Below are 14,577 nucleotides of genomic sequence, written 5' to 3' on the forward strand. Positions count from 1 at the left end.
ATAGGTGATATGACACAGCCGTCACCACAACCCACTGACCAGGGGCCGGCGAAGATCCTGGTCGGATACCTCGCCACTCCGTCCGGCAGCGATGCCTTGAACCTCGGCATCGGCCTGGCTCGGAGTTGGAATGCCGACCTCGAAATCGCGATGGTCGTCCCCCACTCCGAGGCACATTCCGGCACGTACCCGCACACGCGGGCGCATGAGACGGTGATCAGCCGCAAGCTGAGCACATGGCTGGAAGACGCACTCGCGAAAGTTCCCGACGAGATCAACGCCACCGGCCGGGTCGTGTCGGGCAGCGACGCTGCGCGCTCACTCCACCGCACTGCGAAGGAGCTGGACTGCGACCTGATCATTCTGGGGACCCGCGGTGGCGGACTGCTCCGTCGGTTCAGCATCGGGTCGTCGGCGAACACGCTGCTGCATTCGTCGTCGATCCCCGTCGCACTGGCACCGCCGCGCTACGAGGCTCCGGAGCGCATCAGCCGCATCTCCTGCATGTTCGGCACGCTCTCCGGATCGCACGAGCTGATCGACACCGCGATCCAGACAGCGAAGAAGTCCGGCAGCGAGCTCCGCCTCATCTCCTTCCTCACCCAGGAAGACGCAGGCGCGCTCAACCAGGAAGTCAGCCACAAGGTGCTGGAAAACATCGAGGCGAATGCGAACCGCTACCTCGCGGAACAAGCAAAGCAGCTTGTCGACGCCGGGTCTGCCTCCACCGAGATCGTCACCGGAAAGACGGTCGCTGAGGCAGCCACCGAACTGGAGTGGAACGACGACGAAATCCTGCTCGCCGGGTCGTCGCGCCTGGCCACTGCAAGCCGAGTGTTCATGGGCCCGCGCGCTGCGAAGGTGCTTCGTACCCTGCCGATTCCGCTCGTGATCACTCCCGCACTGGAAAAGAAGGACGAGTCCGATAAGGCGGGTGATGAGCATGCGTAAGAAGGTAGAGAACCTGGCACACCAGCCGTCGCAAAGCGAAAAGGGCCTCATCGCAGGACGCGTCGGCCTCATCGGCGCCGTCGTGATCGGCGTGAGCTGTATCGCTCCCTCGTACACGCTGACATCCGGTCTCGGCCCGACGATCTCTGAAGTCGGCGACCACGTCCCCGCTATCCTCCTGCTGGGTTTCTTCCCCATGCTGCTCGTCGCGTTCGCCTACCGCGAGCTGAATAACCGAGTCCCCGACTCGGGAACCTCGTTCACGTGGGCGACGAAAGCATTCGGCCCCTGGGTCGGCTGGATGGGCGGATGGGGACTGATCACCGCGACGATCCTGGTGCTGTCGAATCTCGCAGCTGTGGCCGTGGACTTCTTCTATATTCTGCTCGCCCAGCTCACCGGAAATGAGGCGATCGCGGATCTCACCCGCAACCTGTGGGTGAATATTCCGACGACGATCGCGCTGCTCGCAGTCGCCGCGTATATCTCGTACCGCGGGCTCGAGTCCACGGAGAAACTCCAGTACTTCCTGGTCGCCTTGCAGCTGTTCACCCTCGTGCTCTTCGGCGGAATGGCGCTCTGGAACGCGTACCACGGCAAAGGCTTCGATTTTCACCCGGTTGAGGCGGATTGGTTCAATCCGCTGACCATCGGTGACTTCTCGACAGTCGCAGCTGGCATTTCCCTGTCGATCTTCATGTTCTGGGGCTGGGACGTCACCCTGACCATGAACGAGGAGACGAAGGATCCGGAGAAGACCCCGGGCCGCGCGGCCACGCTCACCGTGCTCGTGGTCATCACCGTCTATGTCCTCACCGCTGTCGCGGTCGTGGCCTGGGCAGGCACCGGCGACACCGGCTTGGGCGCCGGCAACCCGGAGAACCAAGAATCGATCTTCGCCGCACTGGCGAGCCCGGTCATGGGACCGTGGGCGATTCTGATGTCAATTTCGGTGCTGGCGAGTTCATTCGCCTCCCTGCAGTCGACGATGGTCGGTCCTGCCCGCACCTTGCTGGCGATGGGCTTCTACAAGGCGCTGCCGCCGATTTTCGCGCAGATTAGCCCGAAATTTCACACCCCGGCAGTGGCTACTGCTGCCTCCGCCATCGCGGCGGGCGGGTTCTACACCGTGACCCGAATCGCGTCGGAAAATGCACTGTGGGACACGATCACTGCCTTGGGTCTGATGATCTGCTTCTACTACGGCATCACCGCGTTTGCCTGTGTGTGGTTCTTCCGCAAGGAGATCACGGATTCGGTGCGCGGCTTCATCTTCCGCTTCTTGCTGCCGTTGATCGGCGGCACGATGCTTCTGGCGATGTTCTTCGTCACCGCATTCGACTCGATCGATCCGTCCTACGGCTCCGGCTCCTCGATCTTTGGCGTGGGAACCGTGTTCGTGCTCGGTATGGGCATCCTCCTGCTTGGCGCCGTGCTCATGCTGTTCACACGCCTACGTCACCCGGCGTTCTTCCGCAACGAGACCCTGCCGCGGACCACGGCTGAAGACGATGATCAAGGCGAGATGTTGACCATCTAGGCAGCGCACAAGGCACATCTGATTCACAGGGCGCCTCCCTACACTGGGCCGCACAAAAGAACACAGAAAACGAAAGCTCTACGAATTAAGGAGAAACATGGCTGAGAAAGATATGTCCTACCGGGTAGAGAACCCGGCCACCGGCGAGGCCATCACGACCTTCCCCACCGCTACCGACGATGAGATCCAGGAGGTTCTCGCCGCCTCGGAAAAGGGCTTTAAAGAATGGTCCGCCCTCGACATTGCTGAGCGTAAGAAGTACGTGCTGCGCATCGCCGAGCTTTTCGACGAGCGTCAGGACGAGCTCGTGGAGATCATCGGCCGCGAAATGGGCAAGTCGCGCCCCCACGCCATTGACGAGGTGGAGCTGTCCGCCAATATCTTCCGCTACTACGCGAATAACGGCGAAGAGTTCGCTGCCAACCGGAAGATCGAGAGCTTCAATGGCGGCACCGCTGTGATCCGTCACCTCCCGCTCGGTGCCCTTGTGGGCATCATGCCGTGGAACTTCCCCTACTACCAGGTCGCGCGTTTCGCAGCGCCGAACCTGATGAACGGAAACTCCATCATCCTCAAGCACGCTGAGATCTGTCCGGAGTCCTCCGCCGCGATCCAGAAGATCGTCGAGGATGCTGGTGTCCCCGCGGGCGTGTACCAGAACGTGTACGCCTCCCACGATCAGATCACCACGATGATCGAGGATCCTCGCGTTCAGGGCGTCTCTCTGACCGGTTCCGAGCGCGCCGGTGCCGCTGTCGGCGCGACGGCAGGCAAGAACCTGAAGAAGGCAGTCTTGGAGCTCGGCGGCAACGACCCCTATGTGCTCCTGGACACCGACGACGTGAAGGCCGCCGCTGAGCTGGCATGGGAGACCCGCATCTACAACATGGGCCAGGTCTGCAACGGCAATAAGCGCATGATCGTCATGGACGACATCTACGACGAGTTCGTCGACGAGCTGGTCAAGCTCGCCGAGCAAGCAAAGCCGGGCACGCCTGAGGAAGCCGGCGAGAACGGCATCTACTCCCCGCTGTCTTCCCGCGACGCCGCCGAGCGTCTCGACGAGCAGGTCTCCCGCGCCGTCAAGGAAGGCGCAACGCTTCGCGCCGGTGGCGGCCTCGGTGACAACGCCTACTATGCACCGGCCGTGATCACCGACTTGGGCAAGGACAACTCGGTGTACAGCGAAGAGCTCTTCGGCCCGATCGCCCTCGTCTTCAAGGTTTCCTCCGACGAGGAAGCTCTCGAGCTGGCCAACGACACCCAGTACGGCCTCGGCGGCGCCGTCTTCTCCCAGGACACGGAGCGCGCACGGGCAATCGCCCGCCAGATCAACTCCGGCATGGCTAACGTGAACACCCCCGCAGGAGAGGGCGAAGAGATTCCGTTCGGTGGCGTGAAGCGCTCCGGCTTCGGTCGCGAGCTCGGACCGCTGGGCATGGACGAATTCGTCAACAAGCAGCTGTACTTCGAAGAGGACTAAGCAGCCCGCGCTCTTCACCACTGCCACTGCCCCTTTGTCTCTGCCGCTGCCGCGGAAGCCGGAGACGAAGGGGCAGTTTTCTATGTCATTAAAGATAATTAGACTCCCATAAGTGGCGTCTATTAGTCGTGCGTTTCGTTACAATCGGTGTTTATGGAATTCAGACTCAAGCCCGCCACCGAATCGGACCGCACCTACATCCGTCGTCTGTACTACTTGGCAGATGTGTTCGGAGATGAGTCCAAGCGACTCAGCAGCGGCCAGGAGAAGGTCAAGGCCTTTGTCGACGATTGGTCGCCCGAGAATGACGGTGGCTGGATCGCCCACGACCAGGACCAGACCCCGGCCGGCGGCATCTGGCTGCGCTACTGGGAAAATGGCGACAAGACCAGCAAGGCCAACCTGGGCCCGGACGTGCCGGAGCTGATCCTCGCTGTAGAGGAGCGCTCCCACGGCTACGGCCTCAGTGCCGTGCTACTGCACTCCGTGTGCGAGCTTGCCATCGACCAGGGCGCGAAGCGCATTGCGCTCGAGGTCATGCCTGAAAACAAGCGTGCGCGCTACGTGTACGACAAGTTCGGCTTCATCCCCACCAAGGAAAACCCGAACGTGATGTACCGCGACTTGGTCTAAGTTCTCACCATCGCCGATATTCCGCCGTGCGCCCGCTTTCGGGCCGCGGCGGTTTTCGTATTGCACGCGTTGCACGCAGCTGCCCCCCTAACCGCGGGGTGCGCGACGGGGAGAAATACATGTTTTTCGTGTGACGGCTGCGACCAAACGGGCCTTATCCGAAACGAAACCCCCCGGGTCGGGGGTGACGGGCGTGGCATTTCTGCAGGATTGTTCACTGAAAATTCACTGAATCCCGGTTTCAAGGCACACGTTATTTAAGATTGGGGAAACCTCCTATCTGAAAGGTCTCCGCATGAAACTTCACGCAACCCGTCGTCGGACTGGCGCAGCGCTGTGCGCAATCGCACTGTCCGCTACTACTCTCGCAGCATGCTCCAGCGATTCCTCCGGCTCCAACGGCGGCTCGGAAGGCGCCGGCGAGCGCGGCCCCATCACCTTCGCCATGGGCCGCAATGACACGGACAAGCTGACCCCGATCATCGATGCGTGGAATGCGGAGCACCCGGACGAGCAGGTGACTCTGAAGGAGCTCGCCGGTGAGGCCGACGATCAGCGCGACACCCTCGTGCAGTCGCTTCAGGCAGGCAACTCCGACTACGACGTGATGGCGCTCGATGTCGTGTGGACCGCTGACTTCGCGGCAAACCAGTGGCTCGAGCCGCTCGAGGGCGACTTCGAGGTGGATACCTCCAAGCTCCTGCAGTCCACCGTCGAGTCCGCGACCTACAACGACACCCTCTACGCGCTGCCGCAGAACACCAACGGTCAGCTGCTCTTCCGCAACGTGGACAAGGTCGACTCCAAGCCGGACACCTTCGCAGACATCAAGTCCGCCTGCGAGGCCGTCGAGGGCGACTGCCTGACCACTCAGCTGAAGCAGTACGAGGGCCTCACCGTGAACGCTCTCGGCTTCATCAACGGCTGGGGCGGCACCGTGATTGACGACAAGGGTGAGCCGACCGTCGAGTCCGACGAGGCCAAGGCTGGCCTGCAGGCACTGGTCGACGCGTACAAGGACGGCACCATCGCCAAGGGCTCCACCGCCGCCACCGAGGAGGAGACCAACCTGGCCTTCACCGAGGGCCAGACCGCCTTCGCCATCAATTGGCCGTACATGTACGCCAACGCGCAGGAGAAGGGCCTGAACTTCGAAGTCCAGCCGCTCGTCGGTGAGTCCGGAGTCGGCGTGTCCACGCTCGGCGGCTACAACAACGGCATCAACGTGAACTCCAAGCACAAGGCGACCGCTAAGGACTTCATCGAGTTCATCATCAGCGAGGAGAACCAGCTCTCCTTCGCCAAGGCATCCTTCCCGCCGGTGCTCGCGTCCATCTACGACAACGAGGAGCTGATCAAGGAGCAGCCGTACCTGCCGGCTCTCAAGGAATCCCTCGAGAACGCGAAGCCGCGTCCGGTTTCCCCGTTCTACCCGGCGATCTCCAAGGCTATCCAGGACAACGCCTACGCGGCGCTGACCGCCGATAAGAGCGTCGACGACGCCACCAAGGACATGTCTGCCGCGATCAAGCAAGCCGCCCAGTAAAACGGCGGGCGGAACAGTTTAAAATCAGTCTGCAGATTCGGTCCAGTTTTTCAACGGACCGAAGCTGCAGACTCTGTTTGTTTCAGGGCCTGCACCATGCGCGAAGCGCGCATCTTTGCGCGTGCTGGTTGTTAAGGAGAGTTCATGAGTACCGTCGTCAAGCGGCGCGGAGCTGCGGAAAACGCGGAACCCGCTGAAAAGAACACGCGCTCCCGCAGCGATGCGGGCAAAGCGTGGGGCCTGGTCACCCCGGCGCTGATCGTCCTGGCCGTGGTCATCGGCTACCCGATCCTGCGCGCCATCTGGCTGTCGTTCCAAGCCAACCGCCATCTCGACCCGTCCACCGGCATCTTCGTCGACGGCGGCTTCGCGGGGCTGGACAACTACCTGTACTGGATTCAGAACCGGTGCATGAGCCCGTCGGGGACCGTCGGTGAATGCCCGCCCGGCGTGCTGGCCACGGACTTCTGGCCGGCGCTGGGCATCACGCTGTTCTTCACTGTGGTGACCGTGGCGCTGGAGGCTGTGCTGGGCATGATCATGGCGCTGATCATGAACCACCCGTCACGCGTGCGCGCGCTGATCCGCGCTGCCGTGCTCATCCCGTGGGCGATTCCGACTGCGGTGACGGCGAAGCTCTGGCAGTTCATGTTCGCGCCCAACGGAATCGTGAACTCGCTGCTCGGCCAGTCCATCGCGTGGACGACGGACCCGTGGGCGGCGCGTATCGCAGTGATCATCGCCGATGTGTGGAAGACGACGCCGTTCGTGGCGCTGCTCATCCTCGCGGGCCTGCAGATGATCCCGAAGGATGTCTACGAAGCCGCGCGTGTCGACGGCGCGTCGGCGTGGCAGACCTTCACCCGCATCACGCTGCCGCTGGTGCGCCCGACGCTGATGGTCGCGATCCTCTTCCGCACCCTCGACGCCCTGCGCATGTACGACCTGCCGGTGATCATGATCTCCGGGTCGTCGAACTCGCCTACCGCCACCATCTCCCAGCTGGTGGTCGAAGACATGCGCCAAAACAACTTCAACTCCGCCTCCGCGCTGTCCACGTTGATCTTCCTTCTCATCTTCACCGTCGCTTTCCTCATGGTGCGCTTCGGCGGCGCCGATGTCGGCGGCGATCAGACCCGCGCTCGGCGGGAGAAACGCGAAGCGAAGAAGCAGGCGAAGAAACAGCGGAGAAAGAATGGATCCGCTGACGGGGATGATGCTGCGGCTAGTTCCGTGGCCGCAGCGGCGACGAGCACGGAGGCAACGCGATGAAGAAGAATTTCGGCAATATCGGCCACAAGATCGGCGTGGCCTTCATCCTCGTGTGGGGTCTCGCCCCGTTCTACTGGATGCTGATCACCGCCCTGCGCGACAAGAAACACACCTTCGACACCACTCCGTGGCCGACGCACGTCACGCTTGAGAATTTCCGCGACGCGCTCGCGACCGACAAGGGCAACGACTTCCTCGGCGCGATCATGAACTCGCTGATCATCTCATTGATCACCACCGCGCTCGCCGTTGTCGTCGGTGTGTTCACCGGCTACGCGCTGGCGCGCCTGAACTTCCGCGGCAAGGGCATCGTCACCGGCATCATTCTCGCCGCGTCGATGTTCCCGGGCATCGCGCTGGTCACTCCGCTGTTCCAGCTCTTCGGAGACATCGGGTGGATCGGCACCTACCGCGCCATGATCATCCCGAATATCTCGTTCGCGCTGCCACTGACGGTGTACACGCTCATCTCGTTCTTCCGCCAGTTGCCGTGGGAGCTCGAGGAAGCAGCGCGTGTCGACGGCGCCACCCGCGGCCAGGCCTTCCGCCTCGTGCTGCTGCCCCTGGCGGTGCCCGGCATCTTCACCACGGCGATCATCGCGTTCATCGCCACGTGGAATGAGTTCATGCTCGCCCGCCAGCTGTCCACCAACGCCACCGAGCCGGTCACCGTGGCGATCGCCCGCTTCTCCGGTCCGAACGCTTTCGAATACCCGTATGCGGCGATCATGGCCGCCGGCTCCCTGGTCACCATCCCGCTGATCCTCATGGTGCTGGCTTTCCAGCGCCGCATCGTCTCCGGTCTGACCGCCGGCGGCGTGAAGGGATAAGTGGCCTGCCCCACTTTTGTGGCGTTGACCTGGGACTGACAGCTAGGCTTACCCTAAACACTGAAAGGGAATGCCAATGGCAGACAGAGAACTCAATAATGGACTTGATGTCCGTGCCACTGAATCCGAGGAGCTGACGCGACCGAACCGCAAGCCGTGGATCATCGCCCTCGCCGTCATCGCCGCGCTCGTGCTGCTCATCGCCGCGCTCAGCCCGACGATTCGAGGGGCCTTCAGCGGCGGCGGGGACGAGGCGGAAGGGACGCACAACGAGGTGGACGTCCACTTCCTCGGCATGATGGTCCCCCACCACCAGCAGGCCATCGACATGTCCGACGTGCTGCTCGAATCCGATGTCGACGACGAAGAGGTCCGCGACCTGGCTCAGCGCATCAAGGACGGCCAGGAGCGCGAGAACGAACAGATGCGCGCCTGGGCCGATGAGTGGGGCATCCAGGACGACATGGAGATGCACTCGACCCACATCGCGAACGGCATGTTCCAGCCGGAAGAGCTCGAGGAATTCGCAACGCTGGAAGGCGACGAGCTGCGCACCACTTTCCTGGAGATGATGCACTACCACCACGATCATGTCATCCCCATGACCCAGGACCAGATCGACAACGGCGGCTATGCCCCGCTGCGCGACATGGCCCAGGAGATGGTCGACGTCCAGACCGCGGAAATGAAGGAGATGGAAGAGCTTCTCAAGTAGAGTTCGCTCCTCTTCCCCCTCCCCCCAGGTCGGCTCCCCGGAGAGGCGAAATAGTTCCCGGCTTCAAGGCTCACCCGTGAACTATTTTGCAGGCCCGCCCGCTACGGGCGTTGAGTCCCACTCCTGACATATTTCACAAAATTTGTCAGGGTCGATTTCTAACCAGGCACGATGCCGGTCGCTGACAGATTCCGCTGCAATCTGTCAACCGCGATCCACCTTCAACCATCACCTATCCCGACTTTCAGCAGCGCAAACCCCTTGACCCCCGACGGACACTGTCATAGTCTCGACGAGGAATTGTCCCCGTAGGAAGGAATAGGCCGTGCTCAAATTCCGTGTTTCCGCCTAACACGAAACAGAAAGTTGAATGAGCATGCCTATTTCCCTGAATAACGTCTCCCTCGAGTGGCCTAACGGAACCCTCTGCTTCTCGGACTTAAATGCCATATTTTCAAGTCACCTGACCGGCCTGATCGGCGATAACGGTTCCGGAAAAACGAGTCTGATCAGGGTCATCCTCGGCGAGCTACAACCGAGCACTGGTTCGGTCGAACGCCCGTCGAAAATCGCTTACCTGCCTCAGGATCTTGGACTGCAACCGGACACTACGGTTTCAGACGTCTTTAGGATCACCGGAATCATCGAGGCAATCAACGCCATCGAAGGTGGCCAGTTCAATCCCGAGTTGTTCGAGCTCATCGGTGACCGGTGGGATGCTGCCGAAGAGACTCGGGCTGTGTTGTCAGCTCATGGCCTCGAGCTCAACCTGGATAGGCCGCTATTTACCCTGTCCGGTGGAGAGGCTGTTCGTGTTGCACTAGCTGCGCTCATGGCTGACAACCCCGATTTCATTGTCATGGACGAGCCCACGAACAACCTCGATGTGGAAGCGAAAGCCCAGCTGATCCGCTCTCTTTCCAAATCGACTGTTCCTGCGATTGTGGTGAGCCACGATCGCGACTTGTTGGATTCCGTGGACGAGATTGCAGAACTTCACGACGGGAAGCTACGACTTTTCCCCGGTAACTACTCCGCCTACCGTGAAGCTCTGGCCAATGAACAGGATGCAGCGATGCGGGAGGTGCGGGAAAAGAAGACGATTCACAGTAGGCAGGTTCGAGAGCGTGAGGCGATGCAAACACGCATTGCTCGGGACGCTCGTCGCGGAAGGAAGTTCGCTGCTAACAATCGTAAACCTGGCATGGCGATGGGGCTGGACAAGGATCGGTCTGAGAAGACTGCTGCTCGGCGTGGTGCGGCTCATGCCGAGTCTGTGGAGTCGTCTCTCGCTGAGTATCGTCACGCGCAAGACAAGGTCCGCGACGATCAACAAGTGTACATTGAGCTTCCCGGTACGGCGCTTCCGAACGGAACCCGCGTTGTGGAAATCCCAGAACTCACTGTTGTAGGCCCCGAGCGTGTCCGGATCACTGGACCGAACGGCAGCGGAAAGACGACCCTGCTCAATTCTGTTGCAGACGGAGGCGCGGGGTACGTGATTGGGAATGTGGGGTACCTCCGGCAGCGCATTGTTCTTGACCGCAACCGGTCAGTTTTGGAGTTGGTCTCGGAGGCCAACGCGTCTGCTGATCCGCAGTATATTCGGGACCAACTCGCGCAATTGTTGTTTCAGAATGAGACTGTGCACGCGCCTATCGGAACGCTTTCGGGTGGTGAGCGTTTCCGCGTTGAGTTTGCCCGTGTTCTTCTTTCGTCGCCTGCTCCGCAGCTTTTGCTTCTCGACGAGCCCACCAACAACATCGATATCTCAACCGTGAACTGGCTTGTCTCCGCTCTTGAGAGTTATGCAGGTGCGCTTCTTCTCGTCAGCCACGACGAAGACTTCTGTGAGCGTATGAACCTTAACAGGGAAGTTTCCATCGATGATTTGACCTGATGTTATGGGCCTCTTCCCGAAAATAGTTCCCGACCAGGGAACTATTTGGGGTATTCGACCCCTTCTCGCCGACATTCCCCCCCTACACAGCACAAAGCCGCTAGGTTCCGCCCCAGTAGTTGGGACGGCGCCTAGCGGCTTTTTCTGTGCGCTACGCTGCCATGGCCCTTAGCGGATCACGGCGACGAGGTCGCCGCCTTCGACCTTGGTGGCCTGGGTGAAGGCGATGTGCTCGACCACGCCGTCCTTCGGAGCGGAGATGGAGGCTTCCATCTTCATTGCCTCGATGGACGCGACTTGGTCGCCGGCGGAGACGGTATCGCCTTCCTTCACGGTCACGGTGACCACACCGGCGAACGGTGCGGCGACGTGGTTCGGGTTGGACGCGTCAGCCTTCTCCACCTCGGCGACGGAGGACTCGGCGTTCTCGTCGCGCACCATGACCGGGCGGATCTGGCCGTTGACGTTGATGATCACGCGGCGCATGCCCTTTTCGTCCGGCTCGCCCACGGCGTCGAGGCGGACCACCAGCGGGGTCTGCTGCTTTTCTAGGTCACCGAACCAGATCATGGTCTCCTCGCCCTCTTGGAGGCCGTAGAAGAATGTCTTGTCGCCGAGCTGGTCGGTGAAGCCATAGGTGCGGCGGTGCTCCAGGAACTCGGCGTACTGCTTCGGGAAAAGCAGCTTATCCAGTGCCGCGCGGCGGACGCGGTGGTTATCGGACTCGAGGTCCTGCGCCAGATCCTCCGGCACCTCAGTGAGCTGCGGAGTCTCCTTGCGGCCACCGAGAGCGCGGTCGCGCAGCTCCGGCCAACCGCCCGGAGGGGTGCCCAGCTCGCCGCGGAGGAAGCCGATGACGGAATCCGGAATATCGAATTTCTGCGGGTCCTTCGCGAACTCTTCCGGGTCCACGCCTGCGCCGACGAGGTGCAGCGCCAGGTCGCCAACGACCTTGGAGGACGGAGTCACCTTGGTCGGGCGTCCCAGCATCTCGTTCACCGCGGCGTAGTAATCCTCAATGAGCTCGAAGCGGTCACCCAAGCCGAGCGCCACTGCCTGGGTGCGCAGGTTGGACAGCTGGCCGCCCGGGATCTCGTGGCGGTAGACGCGGCCGGTCGGGCCCGGGATGCCGGACTCGAACGGGGCGTAGAGCTGGCGCACGCCCTCCCAGTACGGCTCGAGGTTGCTCACGGCCTCCAACGACAGGCCGGTATCGCGCTCGGTGTTGGCGAAGGCGGCGACCAGAGCAGACATGGACGGCTGCGAGGTGGTGCCAGCCAGCGGTGCGGACGCCACATCCACCACGTCGGCACCGGCATTGGCGGCGGCGAGGTAGGTGGCCAGCTGGCCGCCGGCGGTGTCGTGCGTGTGCACGTGCACCGGAAGGTCGAAGCGTTCACGGAGAGCACTGACCAGCTTCGCAGCGGCTGCCGGGCGCATCAGGCCGGCCATGTCCTTGATGGCCAGAACGTGCGCACCGGTTTCGACGATCTCTTCTGCCAGGCGCAGGTAGTAATCGAGGGTATACAGGTCCTCATTCGGGTCCATCAGGTTGCCCGAGTACGCCATGGCGACCTCGGCCACGGTGGTCTGGGTGTCCAGGACAGCGTCGATGGCGGGGCGCATCTGGGAAACGTCGTTAAGCGCGTCGAAGATGCGGAAGATGTCCACGCCGGTGGATGCTGCTTCCTTCACGAATGCTTTGGTCACGGAATCCGGGTACGGCGTGTAGCCGACGGTGTTGCGGCCGCGCAGCAGCATCTGGATATTCATGTTCGGCATCGCGTCGCGCAGCTCCTCCAGTCGCGTCCACGGCGATTCGTGGAGGAAGCGCATGGCCACGTCGTAGGTCGCGCCGCCCCACGCCTCGACGGAGGTGAGCTCCGGGGTGAGGTGGCCGACGTGCTTGGCCGCGGCAACCAGCGTGTTCGTGCGCACGCGGGTAGCCAACAGAGACTGGTGCGCATCGCGGAAGGACGTGTCGGTAACACCCAGCGCGGTCTGGCCGCGCAGCTTCTCCGCCCACTTCTGCGGGCCGAGCTCGCGCAGCTCATCGCGCGCGCCGCGCGGGGTGGACTCATAGTCGAGCTCCGGCAGCTTCTCGCTCGGACGGATATTCGTCGGGCGCGGGCCGTTCGGCTTATTCACCGTCGTCCACGCCAGGTACTCGAGGATGCGGCCAGCCTCGTCCGGGGCGGCCGGGGCCTCGAGCAGGTGCGGGTGGTCCTCGATGAAGCTGGTGGCGATGCGCTTGTTGATGAAGTCCGGCTCGCTCAAAAGCGCGCGCAAAAAGCCGATATTGGTGGACACGCCGTTGACGGAGAACTCGTTGAGCGCACGGCGGGCGCGCGCCACAGCGGTCTCGAAATCCTTGCCGCGGCAGGTCATCTTGACCAGCAGGGAGTCGAAGTTCGGGGTGATCTCGCCGCCGACGGAGATGCTGCCGTCCAGGCGCACGCCGGCGCCGCCCGGGGAACGGTAGCCGGTGATCACGCCGGAATCCGGGCGGAAGCCGTTATTCGGGTCCTCCGTGGTGATGCGGCACTGCAGCGCGGCGCCCGTCAGCGTGATCTCGTCCTGGCGCAGGCCCAGCTCCTCCAGGGACGCGCCCGCAGCAATGTGCATCTGGGATTTCACGATATCCACGCCGGTGACTTCCTCGGTCACCGTGTGCTCGACCTGCACGCGCGGGTTCATCTCGATGAAGACGTGGTTGCCGTGCTCGTCCACGAGGAACTCGACGGTGCCGGCACCCTGGTAGTTGATGTGGCGGCAGAAATTCACCGCATCCTGGCAGATCCGCTCGCGCTGCTCTTCGGTGATGTGCTGCGCGGGAGCGATCTCCACGACCTTCTGGTGGCGGCGCTGCACGGAGCAGTCACGCTCAAAGAGGTGGATGACGTCGCCGGAAGCATCGCCCAGGATCTGCACCTCGATGTGCTGCGGGTTGATCACGGCGCGCTCGAGGTACACATTCGCATCGCCGAACGCGGCTTCAGCTTCGCGGGATGCTTCCGCAGCCAGCGTGGCCAGGTTTTCCGGCTTATCGACGAAACGCATGCCCCTTCCGCCGCCGCCCGACACAGCTTTGACGAAGACGGGGAACTCGAAATCGTCCGCCCAGCCGACCAGCTCGTCGATATCCGTGGTGGCCTCCGAATCCTTGAGCACCGGCAGGCCCGCCTCTTCCGCGGCGCGAACTGCAGCGGCCTTATCGCCGGTCAGATCCAGCGTCTCGGCGGTCGGGCCGATGAAGGTGATGCCGCGCTCTTTGCAGGCGCGAGCAAGGTCAGCGCGCTCGGAGAGGAAGCCGTAGCCCGGGTAGACCGCATCCGCCCCGGTCTTTTCCGCAGCGCGGATGATCTCGTCGATGGACAGGTATGCGCGGACCGGCTGTCCCTCATCGCCGATCTGAACTGCCTCATCCGCGAACGGGCGGTGGAAGGAGTGGCGGTCCTCGCGCGGGTACACCGCGACGGTCTTGGCGCCCGTCTCGAAGGCCGCGCGGAAAGCGCGCACTGCGATCTCGCCGCGGTTAGCGACGAGGATCTTGTTGAATGTGGGCAGGTGCGCCGCTTCGGTTCCGGCCGTGTGGTCAGGACCAGTCATGGATTTCTCCCCTGAATCAGATAGGTGCAGTACACCCATCGATCTTAAAGGCTGCGCACCGCACAAGCCCTGTGACCTCGACTACTCTCCCTCCGCCC

At 62.4% G+C, this 14,577-nt stretch carries 10 protein-coding genes; 9 read left to right on the plus strand and 1 reads right to left on the minus strand.

The genetic code is table 11. From position 1 onward, the window contains the following. The first annotated feature begins 9 nt into the window (after nt 1-9). The 9 genes from M3G19_RS04860 (at nt 10) to M3G19_RS04900 (ending at nt 10,870) form a co-directional block, all read left to right on the plus strand. Nucleotides 10-951: a universal stress protein gene (locus tag M3G19_RS04860; RefSeq protein WP_259901077.1), complete on the plus strand. Its 942-nt coding sequence runs from the start codon at nt 10-12 to the stop codon at nt 949-951. Continuing rightward, complete coding sequence (locus tag M3G19_RS04865; RefSeq protein WP_259901079.1) at nt 938-2,491, plus strand: APC family permease; 1,554 nt, start codon at nt 938-940, stop codon at nt 2,489-2,491. Before M3G19_RS04860 ends, M3G19_RS04865 begins: the two co-directional genes overlap by 14 nt. A 97-nt stretch (nt 2,492-2,588) precedes the next feature. Then, nucleotides 2,589-3,974, plus strand: coding sequence for an NAD-dependent succinate-semialdehyde dehydrogenase (locus M3G19_RS04870; protein ID WP_259901081.1), 1,386 nt, complete (start codon nt 2,589-2,591; stop codon nt 3,972-3,974). A 153-nt stretch (nt 3,975-4,127) separates the two neighbouring features. After that, on the plus strand, nt 4,128-4,607 hold the full coding sequence (locus tag M3G19_RS04875) for a GNAT family N-acetyltransferase (protein ID WP_259901082.1): 480 nt from the start codon (nt 4,128-4,130) through the stop codon (nt 4,605-4,607). Nucleotides 4,608-4,902: 295 nt separating this feature from the next. Beyond that, a complete protein-coding gene (locus tag M3G19_RS04880) occupies nt 4,903-6,153 on the plus strand; it encodes an ABC transporter substrate-binding protein (protein WP_259901085.1) in 1,251 nt (416 codons plus the stop codon). 144 nt (nt 6,154-6,297) lie between these two features. Beyond that, nucleotides 6,298-7,425: a carbohydrate ABC transporter permease gene (locus tag M3G19_RS04885; protein ID WP_259901086.1), complete on the plus strand. Its 1,128-nt coding sequence runs from the start codon at nt 6,298-6,300 to the stop codon at nt 7,423-7,425. Next, entirely contained in the window at nt 7,422-8,255 is an 834-nt protein-coding gene (locus M3G19_RS04890; protein ID WP_210573768.1) for a carbohydrate ABC transporter permease, read from the plus strand. The genes M3G19_RS04885 and M3G19_RS04890 overlap by 4 nt, the downstream gene beginning before the upstream one ends. Nucleotides 8,256-8,331: 76 nt before the next feature. After that, a complete protein-coding gene (locus M3G19_RS04895; protein WP_259901088.1) occupies nt 8,332-8,970 on the plus strand; it encodes a DUF305 domain-containing protein in 639 nt (212 codons plus the stop codon). A gap of 376 nt (nt 8,971-9,346) precedes the next feature. Next, on the plus strand, nt 9,347-10,870 hold the full coding sequence (locus M3G19_RS04900; protein ID WP_259901090.1) for an ABC-F family ATP-binding cassette domain-containing protein: 1,524 nt from the start codon (nt 9,347-9,349) through the stop codon (nt 10,868-10,870). A 168-nt stretch (nt 10,871-11,038) separates the two neighbouring features. On the opposite strand, the gene M3G19_RS04905 is transcribed toward M3G19_RS04900, so the two are convergent. Continuing rightward, nucleotides 11,039-14,479, minus strand: a complete 3,441-nt coding sequence (locus tag M3G19_RS04905; RefSeq protein WP_259901094.1) for a pyruvate carboxylase — start codon at nt 14,477-14,479, stop codon at nt 11,039-11,041. Between the last annotated feature and the right edge of the window lie 98 nt (nt 14,480-14,577).

The sequence above is a fragment of the Corynebacterium sp. p3-SID1194 genome (genome assembly GCF_025144155.1).
Taxonomy (GTDB): domain Bacteria; phylum Actinomycetota; class Actinomycetes; order Mycobacteriales; family Mycobacteriaceae; genus Corynebacterium.

What these genes read in the sequence shown, in the direction of transcription:
- M3G19_RS04860 (WP_259901077.1), top strand. Translation starts at nt 10, where the DNA reads ATGACACAGCCGTCACCACAACCCACTGACCAGGGGCCGGCGAAGATC.
- M3G19_RS04865 (WP_259901079.1), top strand. Translation starts at nt 938, where the DNA reads ATGAGCATGCGTAAGAAGGTAGAGAACCTGGCACACCAGCCGTCGCAA.
- M3G19_RS04870 (WP_259901081.1), top strand. Translation starts at nt 2,589, where the DNA reads ATGGCTGAGAAAGATATGTCCTACCGGGTAGAGAACCCGGCCACCGGC.
- M3G19_RS04875 (WP_259901082.1), top strand. Translation starts at nt 4,128, where the DNA reads ATGGAATTCAGACTCAAGCCCGCCACCGAATCGGACCGCACCTACATC.
- M3G19_RS04880 (WP_259901085.1), top strand. Translation starts at nt 4,903, where the DNA reads ATGAAACTTCACGCAACCCGTCGTCGGACTGGCGCAGCGCTGTGCGCA.
- M3G19_RS04885 (WP_259901086.1), top strand. Translation starts at nt 6,298, where the DNA reads ATGAGTACCGTCGTCAAGCGGCGCGGAGCTGCGGAAAACGCGGAACCC.
- M3G19_RS04890 (WP_210573768.1), top strand. Translation starts at nt 7,422, where the DNA reads ATGAAGAAGAATTTCGGCAATATCGGCCACAAGATCGGCGTGGCCTTC.
- M3G19_RS04895 (WP_259901088.1), top strand. Translation starts at nt 8,332, where the DNA reads ATGGCAGACAGAGAACTCAATAATGGACTTGATGTCCGTGCCACTGAA.
- M3G19_RS04900 (WP_259901090.1), top strand. Translation starts at nt 9,347, where the DNA reads ATGCCTATTTCCCTGAATAACGTCTCCCTCGAGTGGCCTAACGGAACC.
- M3G19_RS04905 (WP_259901094.1), bottom strand. Translation starts at nt 14,479, where the DNA reads ATGACTGGTCCTGACCACACGGCCGGAACCGAAGCGGCGCACCTGCCC.